The sequence below is a fragment of the Acanthopleuribacter pedis genome (assembly GCF_017377855.1).
Classification (GTDB): Bacteria; Acidobacteriota; Holophagae; order Acanthopleuribacterales; family Acanthopleuribacteraceae; genus Acanthopleuribacter; species Acanthopleuribacter pedis.
On record NZ_JAFREP010000017.1, the window covers coordinates 104373 to 121543 of the forward strand.

Sequence of the window (17171 nt, forward strand, 5' to 3'; positions counted from 1 at the left end):
CGCCGGAATCGTCTCCTTATGCTGTTACCGCTGTTGTTTTGGTGTACCCTTTGGCGCCCTATTGCCAAGCCGCCGTTGCAGGTGGCCGCCCCGGGTGTGTTGAAAATGGTATTGCCCGACGCCGTTTGGGAAGACGAAGATCTGCGCCGTCGTTTGTTTTCCGGCTTGACCACGACCATCGAGCTGGAAACCGAGTTGCCCCATCGCGATCCCGAGGCGCGCACGGCGTTTGCCCTTATGGAGATTCGCTACGATGTCTGGGAGGAACAACTTTTGGTCCGAACCTTTGAACCCGGTGGAAGCATGTCACAGGCGACCCTCAAAGATGTTGACGCCCTGCGCCTGTGGCTGAAAAAGAATCCCCTGGCTCTGTACCTGCTCGACGACCAGCACCTCAACCGGGCGCTAACGGCCAAGGTCCGCTGTCGTATTATTCCGTTTTCCAAGCTGGAGCAAGAGCAGACGATGGCCTGGTTTGCCAATCTGGGCGAAGCCCAGGCGAATGGTGAGCAGGTCGCGGCCTCGCGGGGTCGGTTGGGGCAGGGCCCTGAAACCGACCGCGGCGGCAATGATTTTTTCCGGGTGCTGATGACTACCTCGATTGAGCGCCGCAGCGTGGTCAGCTTCCGGTGGCGTTACGCCTTAACCCTGGGGGCGTCTTTTGCGGATGTGCGGCAATGAGGGCCCAGCTTTTGGTTTCCAGCCTGATGATTTTGGTGTGTTTGTTTCTGTTCATCCTTGCCCAGAAAAGCCTGTCCGATCCTTGGATTGAGTTGGCATTGGATCGCGAGGTCAATGCCTTGTTGGCGGAATCCATGGTGTTGCAGCGCAAGCTCAGCACCCACGAACCGGAAAACGAGGCGGAATACCGCGCCTTGTACCAGCGAACCCGCGAAAAGCTCCAGCACCGCGAGGTGTTGCTCACAACCCGCGACACGATCCGACGCCGTTATTACTGGATTCTCTCTTCGACCTTCGCGTTGTCACTGCTGCTCATCGCCGGTTTCCAGTTTTGGTACTTGCGCCGGCGTAACCTGCGCTTGCAAATCCTGCAACGCAACCTCGAAAAGTTGGCGGCGAACGATTTCGCCCTGGAATCGGTTGCGGGAAGCAAAGACCTGGTCGGCCGTATCGCCACGATGATCGCGGAGGCGGCCGAGGTGATGCAGGCCAATCGCAAGCGCTTGCGTTATTTGGAAAATCTCGAGATTTGGCGCGATTCAGCACGGCGTATCGCCCATGAGATTCGCACGCCGCTTACGGCGATTCGTCTGGAATTAAGGCAGTTGGTGCGGGGCGTGGTACGGGGTGGTGGGGATCGCGACCAGGTGTTGGAAGAAAAGCAGCAGAGTATTTTGGAAGAATTGGCGCGCCTCAGCGAATTCACCGACGCCTTTTCCTCTTTTGCCAAGTTGCCCGCCCCACAACGCAAAAGCGAAGATCTGGGGCGGTTCCTCGATGAGTTTGCTCAGATTTACGAACATGCCTGGACCAACATGACGGTGACGGTTTCGGTTCCGCCGGATCCGGTCAGGGTTTCGATGGATCGCCGCATGGTGCGTCAGGTGATTGTCAACCTTGCTAACAACAGCGCGAAGGCTTTGGGAGAACGCACGGGAAGTCTCGACATCAACCTGGAAACCCGAGGCGGGTGTGCCTTCATTGAGGTGGCCGACGACGGACCCGGCATGCCGGAGGAGATGCGCGAGATTGTGTTTGAACCCTATGTGACCGGAAACCCGGTGGGTGAAGGCATGGGTTTGGGTTTGGCGATTTCACGCAAAATCATGCTGGACCACGACGGCGACATCACCCTCATTGCCAGCCACGAGGGCGGCACCTTTTTTCATGTGTTTTTGCCCTTGGAACCCGAAGGGGCGGAACCCTCGGAAAAGTGATGCGATTTTTGCTTAAACAAGGCATTCGCCGGTGCGCGGCCCTCGCCCGGCTCACCTGTAGACAAGAATAAGGAGTGGTCCCCATGAGTCGTGTTTTGGTTGTTGAGGACAATAAAAAGATCTTCGCGCACATGGTGGCCTTGTTGCGGGACGAGGGGCACGAGGTGGACGGCGTGCACAGTGCCGAGGCGGCGCAGATGGTGCTGCGCGCGGGTCCGCTGCCACACTTGGTGTTGTTGGACATTCGCCTGGAGAAACAAAGTGGGATCGACCTGATTCGTGCGATGGGCAAAGACATGCCGCCCACGATTGTGATCAGTGGTGAGGCGACGATTAGCGAGGCCTTGGCGGCCTTGCGGATGGGGATTCACGACTTTGTCGAGAAACCTTTTTCGGACGAGCGGTTTTTGTGCTCGGTGCGCAATTGTCTGGAGAAGATTGCTTTGCAGGAGAAGGTGCGCGAGCTGGAGGCGCGTCGCGAGCGTGGTCAATCTTTGCTGGGCGAATCCGCGGCGATGCGGCGGGTGCTCACGCAAATCACCAAGGTGGCGCCGACCAAGGGCCGTGTTTTGATTACGGGTGAAAGCGGCACGGGCAAAGAGCTGGTGGCTTCGACGATTCACCATTTGAGTAAGCGTCGCGGCAAACCTTTTGTGAAGATCAACTGCGCGGCCTTTCCGGTGCACCTTATTGAAGATGAATTGTTTGGGCACGTGCGCGGCGCGTTTACCGACGCCCGTCAGCCGAAACGGGGTTTGTTTGAGGAAGCACACGGCGGCACCTTGTTCTTGGATGAGATTGGTGACATGGATTACGCGTTACAGGCGCGGTTGTTGCGGGTGTTGGAAGATGGGAAAGTGCGCCGGATCGGCGATACCCAGGAGCGCGAGGTGGATGTGCGCGTGGTAGCGGCGACGAACTGTGATTTACAAGGCATGATCGCGGAACAGAAGTTCCGTGAGGATTTGTACTACCGATTGGCGAGTATTCCCATTGAAGTGCCGCCGTTGCGCGAGCGCCGCGAGGATATTCCGTTGCTGGTCACCTACTACATTGAAAACTTTTGTCGGGAGCACCAGTTGCGCGCTAAAAGCCTTGCACCGGAAACCCTCAACGCCCTCGTTAACTATCATTGGCCAGGTAACATACGGGAATTAAAGAACTTGTGTGAAAGGCTGAGCATTTTTGGGGGGGATCCCATTGCACCCGACGACTTGCCTTCCCCGATTTTTTCCGAGGTGGCCGAGGAGTCCTCGGGGCTTTTGCGGATTTCCGAATTAAAGGCGATGTCCTTGAAGGCGTTTAAGAACCGCTGCGAGAAAGAGTTTTTGGAAACCATGTTGATCCGAACCAATTGGAACTACGTGGAGGTGGCCAAGGCATTGGAGATCAACCGCAGTTACCTGCATCAGAAGATTACCGGTTTGGGGATTCAACGAAAGAAGGGATTAAAGGCAACCGAGTCATAAGGTTGGGTTCAAGTTGTTGTTAGCCAGGCGGTTGTCCTGTGGCTTGCGGCGGGTGGCTGGGTGATGCCTACCGCTGCTTTTCCGATTTGAATTGATCCGCGAATCAGACCTGATACAATGAGGCACGCCAAGTGACAAATCATTGATAGGTCTTGTACAGCAAGCATTCGGTGCGTCTGTCTCGTGCGGTTCTGCTTGGCCTAATCGGCGCACGAGGTTATTCGGACGGCCATGGAGGAATGATGAGAATCTTGATCTTTGGTCCCAACGGCAGTGGCAAAGGGACGCAATCCGCGAATTTGGTTAAGAAATACAACCTAGCCCACGTTGAGTCGGGCGGTATTTTTCGCGAGAACATTGGCGGTGGTACGGCGCTTGGCAAAGAAGCCAAGGCGTATATTGATCGCGGGGAATTGGTTCCCGACTCGATCACGATCCCGATGATTTTGGATCGACTCAGCCGTTCCGATTGCCAAGAAGGTTGGATTCTCGATGGGTTCCCACGAAATCCCGCCCAGGCCGAGGCTTTGATTGAAAGCCTCGAGGCCAAGAACATGCCGCTCGATGTGGTGATTGTCATCCGGTTGGACCGCGAGATTTGCAAGCAGCGTTTGATGGGGCGGCGTACCTGTCCCAACGGACACCCCAACAACTTGGCCATCGAAGCGATTAAACCCGAGGGCCAAGGGGATCAACTGACCTGTTGGAAATGCGGCGCGGTGTTGACCGTGCGCAAGGACGATGTTGACGAGGGTGCTATCGACAAACGCCACGACATCTACTTCGATGCCGAGGCCGGTACCCTGGGTTCGGTGGCGGTGATGGAACGCTGGGTTGAACAACGCGAGGGCGCCCAGTTGGTGCGCGTGAATGGTGAAGGGACCATTGACGAAGTGCGCGAGAACATGTTCGCCGGGTTTGACGCCTAACCCATCGCGATAGCTAAAACATAAAAAAACCCCGCCGGATCGGCGGGGTTTTTTACTTGCATTTAATTAATGTACCGAACCTCGTGGGTGCTAGCGTTTCTCCGGTGCCTTGTAGGTGCGCTCGCCCGCTTCGATGGCCAGGTTCATCCAGTTTTCGGCCGGCGGTAAGGGGCAGGTGGCGTAAGGGGTGTAGGCGCAGGGCGGGTTGGTTGCGCGGTTAAAGTTCAAGGTGACTTTGCCGTCGACCGGTAAATCGGCGTAGAGGTAGCGACCCCCGCTGTAGGTGGTTGACCCGGAGGTCTGGTCCTTGAACATGAGGAAGAACTTGTCGTCCTCTTCACTTTCAAGGGTCGGCAAGAGTTCGTGTTCCACGCCGTCCAGGGCAAAGCGAATCACCCCGGGTACAATCAGCTCAATTTCGGTACCGATGACCGTGCCGATGCGCAGGATTTGCGGGCTCTCGTAAGCCTCGTAATCGGCTTTGATAACGAATTTGGCTTTGGGTGAGTAGTAACTGAGCGACTGGAAATTGACAAACTCACCGGCGCGCAAATCGCGGATGCGCACGGCCAAACGGTCGCCGCGCTTGATCAGGAAAAAACGCATGTGGTTGTGGTGTAGCACGTTGTCCATGGCGAGGGGGCCGCTGAGCGCGGCTTTGCCGTCGACGACGGCCCGTTGGCCGCGTGCCATTTCGTAACGGACCTTGCCGTTTTCGAGAAAAAAAGTGCCCGCTTTGAGGACGGTCGCGTGGCGGGGCAGCACAAAATCGGCGTCTGTGGCGGTGCCGAAGGTGTTGGCGCCTTCCTGTAACCAGAACAGACCAACAAGGTTAAGCCAACTGTTATCGGATTTCATCTCTTGTTCGTGATCCGCGCGCCAAGTGAGTTCCGCCTGCTCGAACGAAGACGCCGTGTCGGGTGTTGCCAGAAAAAGAAGCATGGTAACCAAAATCAAAACAATACCTCGCAATTGAATGGTTATTCCGGGGTGGGCTGAGTGAGCAACCCAAAGGTCGATGGGTGTTACGGGTTGGAAATATGATAACACGGCAGTTGAATTCCTGTCCGTGCGGAGACCGTTGTCAAAAGAGCCAAAGAAAAAGATGCATTAAAAACCGAGGCGATTGAAAAGATGATGTGCGAGATGGGCAAAACCGCACCTTGTGTACGGGGTGGGGAGCGGTTCGAAAACCTTGGCGGCGGGGCGGTTGCTGGAAAAAAGCGACCTCTATATCTTGTGGTCTATTGGGGGCCTTTGGGTAAATGTGGTAGTGGCGGCAGGTTTCAAGGATAACGTAAATCAGAAAAACCAGGACCCGAGACAACCACTTAGCTTCTGTTGACTTATGGCTGTGTTAAGGGGGGGCGAAACAAAAGACGGCGTGAATCCCTATTTTTCTTGAATTCAGGTTGAGCTATGGCTCAGTTTTACGTAGACTGTAGTGCGCATTACTGTGTTTTTTCGTGAGGTTTGGCTGTTTTAAGCACCTGTGCGGGATTTCCTCGCATGTGCGATTCACGTGAACGGTCTGACTTTGGTCCTCGCGAAAGGCAACACCGTTGGGTTGACACCCCGACTAGGATTCACGAAGTTACAAATTTTTATAACGGGAGGCTTCCCCGTGCTCAGATGGTCAAAAATTGGGGTGCTAGGCGCCCTCTTCCTTTCAGGTCTGCCCCTGTTGGCCCAGGGGCAGGTGATTGGTAAGGTTCTCACCGCTGCTGGTCGTCAACCGGACGTACAGATTACCCTTCGAAATGCTTCCGGGGCTGTACAAAAGTCCACGGTTTCTGACCAACGCGGCTCCTTTCGCTTTCGCGACTTGGACGCCGACACCTATATCCTAAACTTCTCCGGCGATGGCCTGGAGACCTACGTTCGAGACAATGTCGTCGTGCCCGACGGCCAAATCGTGGTCATCGAAGTGACCATGGAACCCACCAGCAGTTTGGTAAACGTTCTGCGCGTTGCCTCGGCATCGAGACGTGCGGAACGTATCGTTGAAGCGCCTGCCGCCGTATCGTTCGTTTCCGCGCAGGACATTTCAGCCCAAAGCGGTCACAACCAGTTCCCGCGCATTCTGCAAAACAAGCCGGGTGTTGAAATCGCCCAGTCCGGTATTTACGATTTCAACCTGAACACGCGTGGTTTTAACTCCTCCCTCAACCGCCGCATTTTGACCCTGGTCGACGGCCGCGACGTATCGACCACCCTGCTCGGTAACCCCGAATGGTCGGCGATGGCGACCAACCTCGACGAGGTTGAAAACATCGAATTGGTACGTGGTCCCGGTTCCGCACTTTACGGTGCCAACGCGTTTAACGGTGTTTTGAACATCACCACCAAACGCCCCGTTGACTCCTTGGGTGGCTGGTTCTCACTGACCGGCGGCGAGCTGGACACCAAACGTGCCGAGCTGCGTTATGCCGGTGAGTTCGGTTTCGGTTGGTCCTACCGCGTCACCGGTAGCTGGACCGAGTCCGACACTTGGACCCAATCGCGTAACTCGCTGGACAGTTTGGAATACGCCGGTCTCGACGCCGGTGACCTTGAAGCCTTTTCCGTTGAAGAAGGTTTCGAGAGTACGATTCTCTCCGCGCGCTTCGACAAAGAATTCTTGCAAGGTTGGGTCTTCTCCGTAGAAGTCGGTACCACCACTGTTGAGAACCCCACTGCTGTAACCGGTATCGGCCGCGTTCAGATCAACGAGGTTGAGCGTCCCTATTTCCGCAGCAGCTTTAGCACCAACAACTGGGAATTTAGTTTCTGGCGTTACGAGCGCGATACGCCCGAAGGTCAGACCGCCCTGGCCAACGGCGCGGTTTTCTACGAGGATTCCTACAACCAACAATTGGAAATTCAAGCCAACTACGACTTCTTTGACGAACGTTTGTTAGTCACTTTTGGTGGTTCTTACAGCGAGCAAGAGGTTGATACGGCCACGCCCGCGGGTAACCAGTCCTTGATCAGCAGTGTTCAAGACGGTGACCAGCAAGCCGTTTACGCCCAGGCGACGATCAAGCTGACCGATCAGTTTGACTTCATCCTCGCCGGTCGTTACGACGAATCAAGTTTGATTGACAGCCAGTTCTCGCCCAAGGGTGGTCTGGTATGGAAACTCAACACCAACAACACCGTTCGTTTTACCTACAACGAGGCGTTCCAGGCGCCCACCTACTCCGAATTCTTCCTGCGCGCACCGACCACCACGGTTCCTTATCAGGCCGTTGTCGCCGGTGTTGCCCAGAACTTGGCCGCCGCCGGTGTACCGGTTACGCCCGAGCAGTTGATCCAACTCGTGGGTTGGCAAAACGGTCCCGGTCTCGGTTTCGGTAACACCGACCTTGAGCCGGAAGAAGTCACCTCATTTGAACTTGGTTACAAAGGTGTGATCAACGAGAAACTGTTCTTGACGGTGGATCTGTTTAGCTCCAACCTCAAAAACTTCGTTTCCGACTTGAGCTCCCTGCCGGTTCCCGGTGTCCCTGGTTACCAAATGACCCAGGCCGATCAGCAGCGCATCACCGCCGCCTTCGGTCCTCAATTGGCACCACTGGTAATCGGTGGTCTGGTTCAAGGTTTGGGCGCGGTTGGTACCGGTTTCACCAACTACAGCTCCGCCGCTTTCGGCGGGATCGGTGAGAACAACCTGGCCGAAGGCCAGCCGTTTGCCACCTTCACCTACCAAAACGCGGGTGAGGTTGACACGGAAGGTTTCGACATCGGTGTTCAGTACTTCTTCGACGACAACTGGAGTTTTCTCGGTAACGTGAGCTGGTTTGACTTCGACGTTGTTTCGGGTAACGCGGCTACTCTGGTACCCAATGCCCCTGAAACCAAGTACAACCTGGGTGTTAGCTACAAGGACGCTCGTTGGAACGGCAGCCTCAACTACCGTTGGGTTGACGACTTTTTCTGGTCGGCCGGTGTATTCGAGGGTGAAGTTCCCAGCTACGACATCATCGACTTGATCTTGTCGTACAACGTGTTGGAATCCCTGCGCTTCGAACTGAACGCTTCCAACGTAACCGACGAAGAGCACTTCGAAATCTTCGGTGGTTCCTTGATTGGTCGTCGTATTCACTTCACCGCAAACTACCGCTTCTAATCGACCGCGTCGCCGCACGGCGGTTGGTCATCAAAAAGGCTCCTCGCAAGAGGGGCCTTTGTTTTTTATGGGATTAGACGGGTTCCGGTGTGAGCCGCAATGATCCGATACACTTGATGTAGATTTGGCTGGTTGACGACTTTGTGACTTGTGTAACTTAATCTTTTGACGTCGTTTTGTAATATGTCGCTAAAATAATCTCGCATTCACTGGGTAAATCCTTTAATGCCAATTAACTTATTTGATAAATTACAGCGAGTGCCCTGTGAATTAACAAAAAAATCCGGGTAACGCGAGCAACCTTTTCGTATTCATTCCTAGCGGTTCCCTCGCGCGTGTTTTCATCCACGTTGCACCGCCTGGTCCACCTTGAACCCCATTCTACGCTTGATGATTCCTGCTGAATCGGCCGTTGCCATTGTGTCACTTTCCGGTAAGAGATCCGCGAGGTGGATCGCGAAACCTCGGTTCCACGGTACAATACGCTGTACTCAGCTTTTTTCGTCCAGAGGTCCCAATGACCGACAGTTTACCCATGCGGTCGACATCGGAAACATCGTCCACGTCGGAGGACGCCCTTTTTCCCAGACGTACGTCCCAGCGCCGGAGCGCGGACGACGGGCTGATTGGGCGTCGCTTGGGCCGTTACCGCATCCACGAGTTGGTGGGGCGCGGTGGTTTGGGATCGGTTTACAAAGCCTATGATGAAAAGCTTCGCCGTCATGTTGCACTGAAAGTACTGGATAAAATCGAAGGCGATGATTGGCATGCACGGGTCCTGGAGGAAGCCCAGGCCCAGGCCAGGGTTGAGCACCAGCATATATGCAAGGTGTTTGATGTAAGCCAATTGGATGAACGTACCTGCATCGCCATGCAATTCATCAAAGGGCGAACCCTGATCGACGCCGCTCATTTTATGAAGATGGATGAGAAGGTGAAGGTGCTGCAGCAGGTGTCGGAAGCGGTACACACCGCCCACCGTCTGGGGATGGTCCACCGTGATTTGAAACCGAGCAACATTATGGTGGAGATTGACGCCCAAGGTGAACACAAGCCGTATGTTTTGGATTTCGGCCTGGCCCGTGACCTTAATCCCTACCGCGCCAATACGCCGGGTTCGATCAACGGTTCGCCCCACTACATGTCGCCGGAGCAAGCGAGCGGCGCAGGCAGCCAGTTTAGCCGTCAAAGCGATGTGTACAGTTTGGGCGCCACCCTGTACCACGTGTTGTGTGGCGAGCCGCCGATAAAAGGCGAATCCCGCAACGAAATTATCCAGCGGGCCCAGGTTGAGGTTCCGGTCGCACCCCGTAAACGCAACCCCGATATTCCGATGGACCTCAATGTGATTGTGATGAAATGTCTGGAGAAGGATCCCGACCGACGCTATGACTCGGCGCTTTCCCTTGCCAACGACCTCCAGCGCTACCTCAACCGCGACCCGATCATGGCTTTGTCGCCCTCGTTTTCTTATTACCTCAAAAAAATGATCGCCAAGCACCGTGCCTTGTTTTCGGTAACAGTGGTTGCCATGACGATGCTGTTGTTCATTGGTGGGCTCAGCATGCATGTGCAGTACAAAAACCGCGAACGCGCGCGCCTGTTGCAACGGTTTGTGGCGCAGGTGGAAAGCATGGAGTGGTTCTTGCGCGTGGCCAAAATGATGCCGCGACAAGATATACGGCCGCAAAAACACCGTGTTCGTGAGCAAATCGCCAAGATCGAAGGGGACATGTCCGAGATCGGCCGGCTAGGGGCCGGTCCAGGTTATTACGCCATTGGTCGCGGTTACCTGTTGCTGGAGGAATACGAGAAAGCGCGCACGAATCTGGAACGGGCGGTTGATCACGATTTTGGTTCGCCGGAGGTTTATCGGGCTTTGGCTGAAACGCTGGGCGCACTCTATGATCGCGCACTCCGCGACATTCAACATACCTCCGACCGTCAGTTAAAGAAGGCCGAGGAAGAACGCATTCAGCGCGAGTTTCGCGACCCCGCGGTCGAAGCCTTTAAACGTTCGTCCGAGGGCTGGTTGGACGGGGCGAATTACCTAGAAGCGACCCTGGCTTATTACGAGGAAGATTTCGATCTCGCGCGTGGCAAGGCGCGCGCCGCCTTTCGGGACGACCCCTGGTTTTATGAGGCGCGGTTGCTCGAGGCCAAAATTTTTATGGCTCTGGCCGAGAAGGCACGCGATGACGGCAATTACCACCATGCGGAGGATACCCTCAAGGAAGCTTCGCATGCCATTGGGGAAGTTCAGCGCATCGCACCCAGTGACATTAGCGCTTACTTGTTGGAAATGGATCGCTTGCGCGTTCTTTTTTTTCAAGATACACGCACGGGTCGCGAAGCGGATACCGCCCATGATCGCTTTAAGGTGGTCAGCGAGCAGGCCTTGGAGATCGATCCCGCCGACCTCCACGTGATTGCCAAAAAGGCGCAAATGCTTTTCCATTGGGGTGAATACGTCTGGTTTTACCAAGGCGGCAATCCACAGAAAGAAATTGATACCGCTCGGGAACTGCTTGAACCCGTGATGGAGAAACACGGCGATTTTGCGCCCTTCCACAAGGCGCGAAGTCATGTGTACATGCTCCAGGCCGGTTTTGAGGTGGAACGTGGGATCAATCCTTCTGTTTCTTTCGATAAAGCGATCGCTTCCTTGCAACGGCTTCTGGAACTCAATCCGAGTGACATGCTGTCCTACAATACGCTCGGTCTTGTGTACTGGAATCGCGCCGACTACCTGTATCAAACCGGCAAGGATCCCTCCAACGACCTTTCCGAGGCGAGGTTTCACTTTCATCAACTGAAAAATGAACGCGAGGACTTGGCGGTGACCTACAACAGCCTGGGGTTGGTGAATTGGACCCAGGCTGAATACCTGCGTTTCAATCATCAAGACCCGTTACCTTATTACGACAAGGCGATTGGTTCGTTCGAGCAAGCGATTCAACGCAATCAAATGGAGTTCGCTTATTCGAACTTGGCGGCGGTTGCCAATACCAAAGCCGATTATTTGCGACGCGCGGGCAAAGATCCCACGGATGCCTTGGCGGTGACGCGCAATACGGTCGAAGCCGGTCTGACGATTAACACGGACGATCCCGATTTACATTATGAGCGGGGGCGGTCCTGGCTGATCACGGCACAACATGTGATGGACCGAGGCGAATCACCGTTGGAAGCCTTTGCCGCGGCCAAGGAAGCTTTGGAGAAGGTGCTGACGATTAGCGGTGATTGGTATGGTAGCCATTTGGAAATGGGAGAATACTACCTGATTCAGGCTTGCTGGGCGCACGGCCGCGAAGACCAGTCCGCCTCGGAAGAAATGTGGCGGAAGGCTTTGGATTACGTGGAAAAGGCCGTGGCCATCAATCCATTGACCAATCGGGGCAAAGGATTGATGGGCCAAATTTGGTTACTGGCCGCGCGGCAGGCCGCCACCGAGGCCGAAAAACAAGTGCGGCTAAAACGTGCCGTCGACCACTTCGAGGCGTGTTTTGCGCGGCTCAATCCCGAAAACGAACTTTTTCGCGGCGATTATGAGCGGGCCAAGGAACTGCTTTCCCCCTAGTCCTGCCATTCTCACCAGAATTCGTCGCTACTTTTTGGCATTTAGTTGGTTTGGCCCATGCGTTGGTAGGTGTCCTTCATCTCTTGGATCCCGCGCATATTGTTGCCGAAAATGGAACGGGAGGCGTCTTCCACGGCAGGTTGCAGCAGCATGACGCTAAGGACGTGGTTGGTCATGAAATCGTCGACCGGTTCGGTATAGGGCTGGGGGGTTAGGGAGTCAACAACGGTCAGTTCGTTATCAAGCCAAGCGCTGATGACCACCCAATGGAGGTTACCGCTTTGGCGTCGGCGGATGAGGGTAAGGGCGTAATGGCCGCTTTCCAAGTGATTTTGTAGGTGCCGGCGTGCCGGTACAGGATCTTGTAGGTCGAGGACGGCGGTGGCGAACCCGTCTTGATGCACAACCCGCAAAATGTCGGGCTGAACCGTGCCGAGCGTGGTTGCGTCGAAAGGGTTGGCGCGCCGGTCGACGCCGAGTCGAAAACGCAGGTCGGCGGCGGCGGGGTCGAGGCTGTAGCTCTTGTAAATGGCCGATAATGAATGAAGGCCGCAGGTATGACCTTCGGTTTGGTTTTCGCCCTGAATCGGGTTGGGTAGCGCGCTTGGTTTTTGTTGCGCGTCGCTTGCGTAGTATTTGCCGCTACGTCGATTGGGACCGGAATCCGGTGGCCCGACGAAGTAGCAAACAGGAATCAGGCAGCACAAGAAAAGCGCGATGAGTTTTCGTTTTCGGCCTTTTCGCTGTTGGAACAGATAGCCGTTTTCAATATAGGGATCTTTTAGGGGTCGGGGTTCTTTTTCCATAAATATCCTGCTGTCTGATAAGAACTTGGCGGCTTTTTGCAAAAATAGGGGCAAATAGTGGACAAGAAAAGCAAAAGAACTATATTAACAGGGTTGGCCGACTGATCGAAACTCGGTGGGCCGGCATAGGGACGCGGTCGCTAACCGCGTCGGTATGAAATGAAGGAGGGCCGAAATGGCCAAGAACAAGAAGCGGCAAAAGGCCGCGAGTGAGCAGGCCAAGGAATTGCGCAAGCTCATGGGACGCCGTGATTGGGGCGGAATCAATCCGGTAACGCGGGTGATGCCCAACAAGAAAAAAGACCAACGCGCGCGCAAGGCCAAACACAAGGGTCGAGGGTTCGACCCTTATTTGGCCGCCTGACATTGCATTTGTTTTGTTGCAAGCGCGGGACGAGACCCGCATTTACAAGAACACAAACGCTGCTTCATTCATCACAGCTTATCGGTTTGGAAGGAGACGACTTTTAGGAACTTCGAGGTCGGTTCGAGCGAGACGCCTTCCAAGCTTCGGCGCAGCATGTCGAGTGCAATCGTGGCTGAGAGGATGCGGATTTTCTCGCGACCCCAGTTGGGAAGTTGGAGCAGCATGCTGACCAACTGTTCCGGTGAGGCAAGCCCGAAGGCGACGGTGCCGACGGGTTTGGTTTCAGTGCCGCCGCCGGGTCCGGCGATGCCGGAGACGGCGAGGGCGTGACTGACCTTGCCGTGTTTCACCGCGCCCGCGGCCATGGCGGCCGCAACCTCGGTGGATACGGCGCCGACCGAATCGAATAAGGCGTTGGGGACACCGAGCATGTCGTGTTTGGCGGCGTTGGTGTAGGTGACGTAACCCCGGTGGAACCATGCGGAACTGCCTGAGTTGTCGACAATACGCGAGGCGATCATGCCGCCGGTGCAGCTTTCGGCCGTGGCCAGGGTGAAGCCGTGTTTGATCATTTCGTCTTGAAGTCGCAGTTCCAAGCTTGCGTTGCCTTCAAAAACCACATTGTCGCCAAAGGCCGCGCGTAGCTCGGGCAGGAAGGCCTCGGCCTGTTGTTCCGCTTCCTCGCCGGCGCCCATCAATTTGACCTCGGTGTAGGGAAAGGTGGCGCGGTAGCCGACGCGCACGCCCGTGGGAACCCTTAGGGCGGCGGTCAGGTCGTTGATGCGCGCTTCGCCAATACCGAAGGTGGTGATCTTTTTGACAAATGCCGCGCGTGGCCCGCCCAGATGCTCCGCGAGGTGCGGCATGATCTGTTCGCGCATCATCTTGTGGAGTTCAAAAGGGGGGCCGGGCGTGAAGTACACCCAGGCGCGGTGAATTTGAACCACAAAACCACAGGCGGTCCCGCGCGGGTTATCGAGGATTTGGGCCGATTTTGGCAGGCGCGCTTGCTTGAGTTGGCGTTCGCTGACCGTGCGCCCCTGTTGGGCGAATTTGCTGTTGAGTTGTTGCACCCATTCGGGAAAAAGCACCAGGTCCTCGTTGAGGGCGTGGGCCGCGGCTTGCGCTGAGAAATCGTCGTCGGTCGGCCCGAGGCCGCCGTTAACGATGATGACGTCCGCGCTGCGTGCACGGGTACACAATTGCTCGACCAACTCGGGTAAGCGATCTCCGATGGTGTAGCGGCGGGAAACCTCGAGGCCTTGGTCGGTGAGGAAACGGCTCAGCCAGGTGGCATTGCCGTCGGCAATTTGACCGGAGAGGACCTCCTCCCCGGTTGTCATGATTTCTACCTTCATTAATTCGATCCTGCTGATGGGCTTGGGCGGTTACGGATTGCCCGTTTCACGGCCCTGTCGCCGTTAGTCCAGTTGGAGGTCCTTGAACAGCGGATGCACCAAATCTTTGTCGCTCAGCACGGCGTTTTCGGTGTCGGGCCAGTTTAAACCGAGCTGGGGGTCGGACCAAATAACGCCACGCTCGTCTTGGGGTGACCAGTAATCGGTGCATTTGTAGATGACCTCGGCGGTGTCGCTGGTTACCTGAAAGCCGTGGGCGAAACCAACGGGAACCCAAAGCATTTGTTTGTTTTCGCCGGAAAGCGTGGCGGAAACGCTTTGTCCGAAGGTCGGTGAGTTGGGGCGGATATCGACGGCGACATCCCAAATTTCGCCGGCGATGCAGCGCACCAGTTTTCCTTGCCAGCGGTTGACCTGGTAATGCAGGCCGCGCAGGGTGCCTTTCACCGATTTGGAGTGGTTATCTTGGACGAATTCGTCCTTAATACCGAGCTCTATAAAGACGCGTCGGTTGTAGGCCTCCATAAAGAAACCGCGGTGATCCGCAAAAACGCGCGGGGTGAGGAGCAGGGGACCTTCAACATCGAACTTTGTGACTTCCATGACGATACCTCGCTGAAGTGTAACTAGGCGTTGGGTGAATCTTTTAGGAGGGTTTGGTTTCGATTTCGCCCTCGGAATGCGCGATGATGACCGCGCCGACCGAGTCACTGAAGACGTTGGTGGCGGTGCGCAGCATGTCGAGGGGGCGGTCGATGGCGAGCATGGTGCCGACGATGACGCCGACTTGATCGCCTTTCAAACCCACGGCGTCCAGTACGATAAAAATCATGACGAGGCCGGCGGAAGGAATGCCCGCCGCGCCGATGGAAGCCAACAGGGCGGTGATGACGACGGTCATTTGCTGGAAAAAGCTTAGGTCGACGCCCATGACTTGGGCGATGAACAGCACGCCGGCGCATTCGTACAAGGCGGTCCCGTCCATGTTGACGGTGGCGCCGAGCGGCAGCACAAAACTGCTGATTTTGTTGCTGACGCCGGCTTCTTCTTCAACGCATTCCATGGTGACGGGTAGGGTCGCCGAGCTGGAACTGGTCGAGAAGGCGGTGAGCAGTGCGTTACGCATGTGGGCAAAGTGTTTGATGGGGCTTTTTCGTGTGAATACGAAAAGGAGCAACGGCAAAGCGATAAAAAGATGGCTCAAAACCCCAAACAGAATGGTGAGGAAATAGGCGCCCAGTGCTTTGAAGAATTTGAGGTCTCCTATTTCGTAGATGGCGGTGAAGACCAAGCCGACCACGCCGAACGGGGCCAGGGCGATGATGGCGCCGGTCATTTTCATCATGGTCTCAAACAAAGAGTTGATGAAGTTGAGAATACGGTCGCGGTGTTCAGACGGCATGGTGGTTAGGGTTATGCCGAAAATGAGGCTGAAAAAGATAATGCCGAGCATGTCCATTTCGGCCAGCGCTTGAACGGGGTTGGTGGGGATCATGCGGAAGATGATCTCAAAGGGCGAGCCTGGTGTATTTAAGGTGCTGGGGTCAATGGCCTTGGTGCCGGTTTCCGGAAGTTCAACCCCGCGGCCGGGCGCCATGACATTACTGGCAACCAGGCCGATGGTGATCGCGAACAAGCTGGTCATGGTGTAGAAAAGCAGCGTTTTGATGCCGAGCCGGCCCAGGTTTTTGCTGTCACCGATGCTTGCTATCCCCACCACAATCGAGGAGCCGACCAGCGGTACAATCACCATCTTGAGCAGGCTGATAAACAGCTTGCCGAGGCCGATCAGCGGCGCGGCAACCCAGGCGGAGCCGGTTGTGTAGCGCAATGGCTCGGGGATGCCGAAGCGCATGAGGCAACCCAACAAGGCGCCAACCAGCATGGCGATAAAAATTTGCGTGTGAAGTGGCATTTTGCCGATCGAGGGAGCGCTCATACATCATACTCCGGGAGCTAAAAAAAATAGGACCTTGGGCGACGGGCGAGCCGACATAGATGCGGTTCGCGGTGGGGCAAATAAACGGGTGTTGCGGAAAAGTGCAACGTTGGAAAAGCGCCGGCGGAAAGGTCTGGCCCCATTCTACCCGAGCGACAGGGCGCGGGCACAAACTTTTCCACGGGCCGCGCGGGAAAGTGGCGGTAAAACACCAACGGGTGGGAGGGCCGTGGTGTTTTTGCAACGGGCGCGTGGGCGATTTTTGGGAATTTTGGGGGGAAACGCGTCTCTGTGCTTACGCCGCAACGCGGCCGATTTGCCGCGACGGGTGACAGCTTGGTGATGTGGCGCAAGACATTGAAGGTCACTCGATGCGGCTGTATCCGCGCTTAGAGACAGTGCGCCTGGAAGCCTGACGTATTGGCCTTATTCAGGTTATTGGCGCCTATGGTTATTGAAAGCCGGCATCTCGTTTGCATCTACTTCGTGCCGTCGCGTCGCTGTTACGCGAAATTTTCTTTGAAACGCGCCGAGTTTCTCCTATGATCGGGTGAAAATTGAGGTTGTGGATGGCCGCACCATTAAGTTTTTTTCTTTTTGGATTGCTTGTGAAAGATCGTTTGTTTGTCGGCTTCTTAGGAACACACCTCGGCGTGAAACGTGACGAAAAAACATTGGGCGTAATGCGTCTGGATGCGTCGCGAAAGTGAGGAT

13 protein-coding genes are annotated in these 17171 nt (G+C 55.6%); 8 read left to right on the plus strand and 5 right to left on the minus strand.

The window, feature by feature from the left end; translation table 11 throughout:
* Positions 1-18: 18 nt before the first annotated feature.
* The 4 genes from J3U88_RS18295 to J3U88_RS18310 all read left to right on the plus strand — a co-directional run bounded on the left by J3U88_RS18295 (position 19) and on the right by J3U88_RS18310 (position 4296).
* On the plus strand, positions 19-681 hold the full coding sequence (locus J3U88_RS18295) for a hypothetical protein (protein ID WP_207860383.1): 663 nt from the start codon (positions 19-21) through the stop codon (positions 679-681).
* Positions 678-1898 carry a sensor histidine kinase gene (locus J3U88_RS18300; protein ID WP_207860384.1) on the plus strand — a complete coding sequence of 407 codons (1221 nt, stop codon included), beginning with the start codon at positions 678-680 and terminating at the stop codon, positions 1896-1898. The genes J3U88_RS18295 and J3U88_RS18300 overlap by 4 nt, the downstream gene beginning before the upstream one ends.
* An 83-nt stretch (positions 1899-1981) precedes the next feature.
* Positions 1982-3367, plus strand: coding sequence for a sigma-54-dependent transcriptional regulator (locus tag J3U88_RS18305; protein WP_207860385.1), 1386 nt, complete (start codon positions 1982-1984; stop codon positions 3365-3367).
* 242 nt (positions 3368-3609) lie between these two features.
* Entirely contained in the window at positions 3610-4296 is a 687-nt protein-coding gene (locus tag J3U88_RS18310) for a nucleoside monophosphate kinase (protein WP_207860386.1), read from the plus strand.
* A 90-nt stretch (positions 4297-4386) separates the two neighbouring features.
* On the opposite strand, the gene J3U88_RS18315 is transcribed toward J3U88_RS18310, so the two are convergent.
* Positions 4387-5253, minus strand: coding sequence for a DUF1684 domain-containing protein (locus J3U88_RS18315; protein ID WP_207860387.1), 867 nt, complete (start codon positions 5251-5253; stop codon positions 4387-4389).
* 667 nt (positions 5254-5920) lie between these two features.
* Here J3U88_RS18315 and J3U88_RS18320 point away from each other — a divergent pair.
* Together J3U88_RS18320 and J3U88_RS18325 are read left to right on the plus strand one after the other, a co-directional pair.
* Positions 5921-8407 carry a TonB-dependent receptor domain-containing protein gene (locus J3U88_RS18320; RefSeq protein WP_207860388.1) on the plus strand — a complete coding sequence of 829 codons (2487 nt, stop codon included), beginning with the start codon at positions 5921-5923 and terminating at the stop codon, positions 8405-8407.
* A 517-nt stretch (positions 8408-8924) separates the two neighbouring features.
* Positions 8925-11987, plus strand: a complete 3063-nt coding sequence (locus J3U88_RS18325) for a serine/threonine-protein kinase (protein ID WP_207860389.1) — start codon at positions 8925-8927, stop codon at positions 11985-11987.
* A gap of 41 nt (positions 11988-12028) precedes the next feature.
* Here J3U88_RS18325 and J3U88_RS18330 read toward each other — a convergent pair whose 3' ends face one another.
* The gene (locus J3U88_RS18330) at positions 12029-12793 is read right to left on the minus strand and encodes a hypothetical protein (protein ID WP_207860390.1); all 765 of its coding nucleotides are present in this window, start codon (positions 12791-12793) and stop codon (positions 12029-12031) included.
* A gap of 175 nt (positions 12794-12968) precedes the next feature.
* Between J3U88_RS18330 and J3U88_RS18335 the strand changes: the two genes are divergently transcribed.
* The gene (locus J3U88_RS18335; protein ID WP_207860391.1) at positions 12969-13157 is read left to right on the plus strand and encodes a hypothetical protein; all 189 of its coding nucleotides are present in this window, start codon (positions 12969-12971) and stop codon (positions 13155-13157) included.
* A gap of 71 nt (positions 13158-13228) precedes the next feature.
* Here J3U88_RS18335 and J3U88_RS18340 read toward each other — a convergent pair whose 3' ends face one another.
* The 3 genes from J3U88_RS18340 to J3U88_RS18350 all read right to left on the minus strand — a co-directional run bounded on the left by J3U88_RS18340 (position 13229) and on the right by J3U88_RS18350 (position 16457).
* Positions 13229-14518: a CinA family nicotinamide mononucleotide deamidase-related protein gene (locus J3U88_RS18340; protein WP_279382568.1), complete on the minus strand. Its 1290-nt coding sequence runs from the start codon at positions 14516-14518 to the stop codon at positions 13229-13231.
* Between the two features lie 63 nt (positions 14519-14581).
* Positions 14582-15121, minus strand: a complete 540-nt coding sequence (gene rfbC / locus J3U88_RS18345; RefSeq protein WP_207860393.1) for a dTDP-4-dehydrorhamnose 3,5-epimerase — start codon at positions 15119-15121, stop codon at positions 14582-14584.
* 43 nt (positions 15122-15164) lie between these two features.
* The gene (locus J3U88_RS18350; protein WP_207860394.1) at positions 15165-16457 is read right to left on the minus strand and encodes a dicarboxylate/amino acid:cation symporter; all 1293 of its coding nucleotides are present in this window, start codon (positions 16455-16457) and stop codon (positions 15165-15167) included.
* 569 nt (positions 16458-17026) lie between these two features.
* Between J3U88_RS18350 and J3U88_RS18355 the strand changes: the two genes are divergently transcribed.
* The gene (locus J3U88_RS18355) at positions 17027-17167 is read left to right on the plus strand and encodes a hypothetical protein (RefSeq protein ID WP_207860395.1); all 141 of its coding nucleotides are present in this window, start codon (positions 17027-17029) and stop codon (positions 17165-17167) included.
* Positions 17168-17171: the final 4 nt, after the last annotated feature.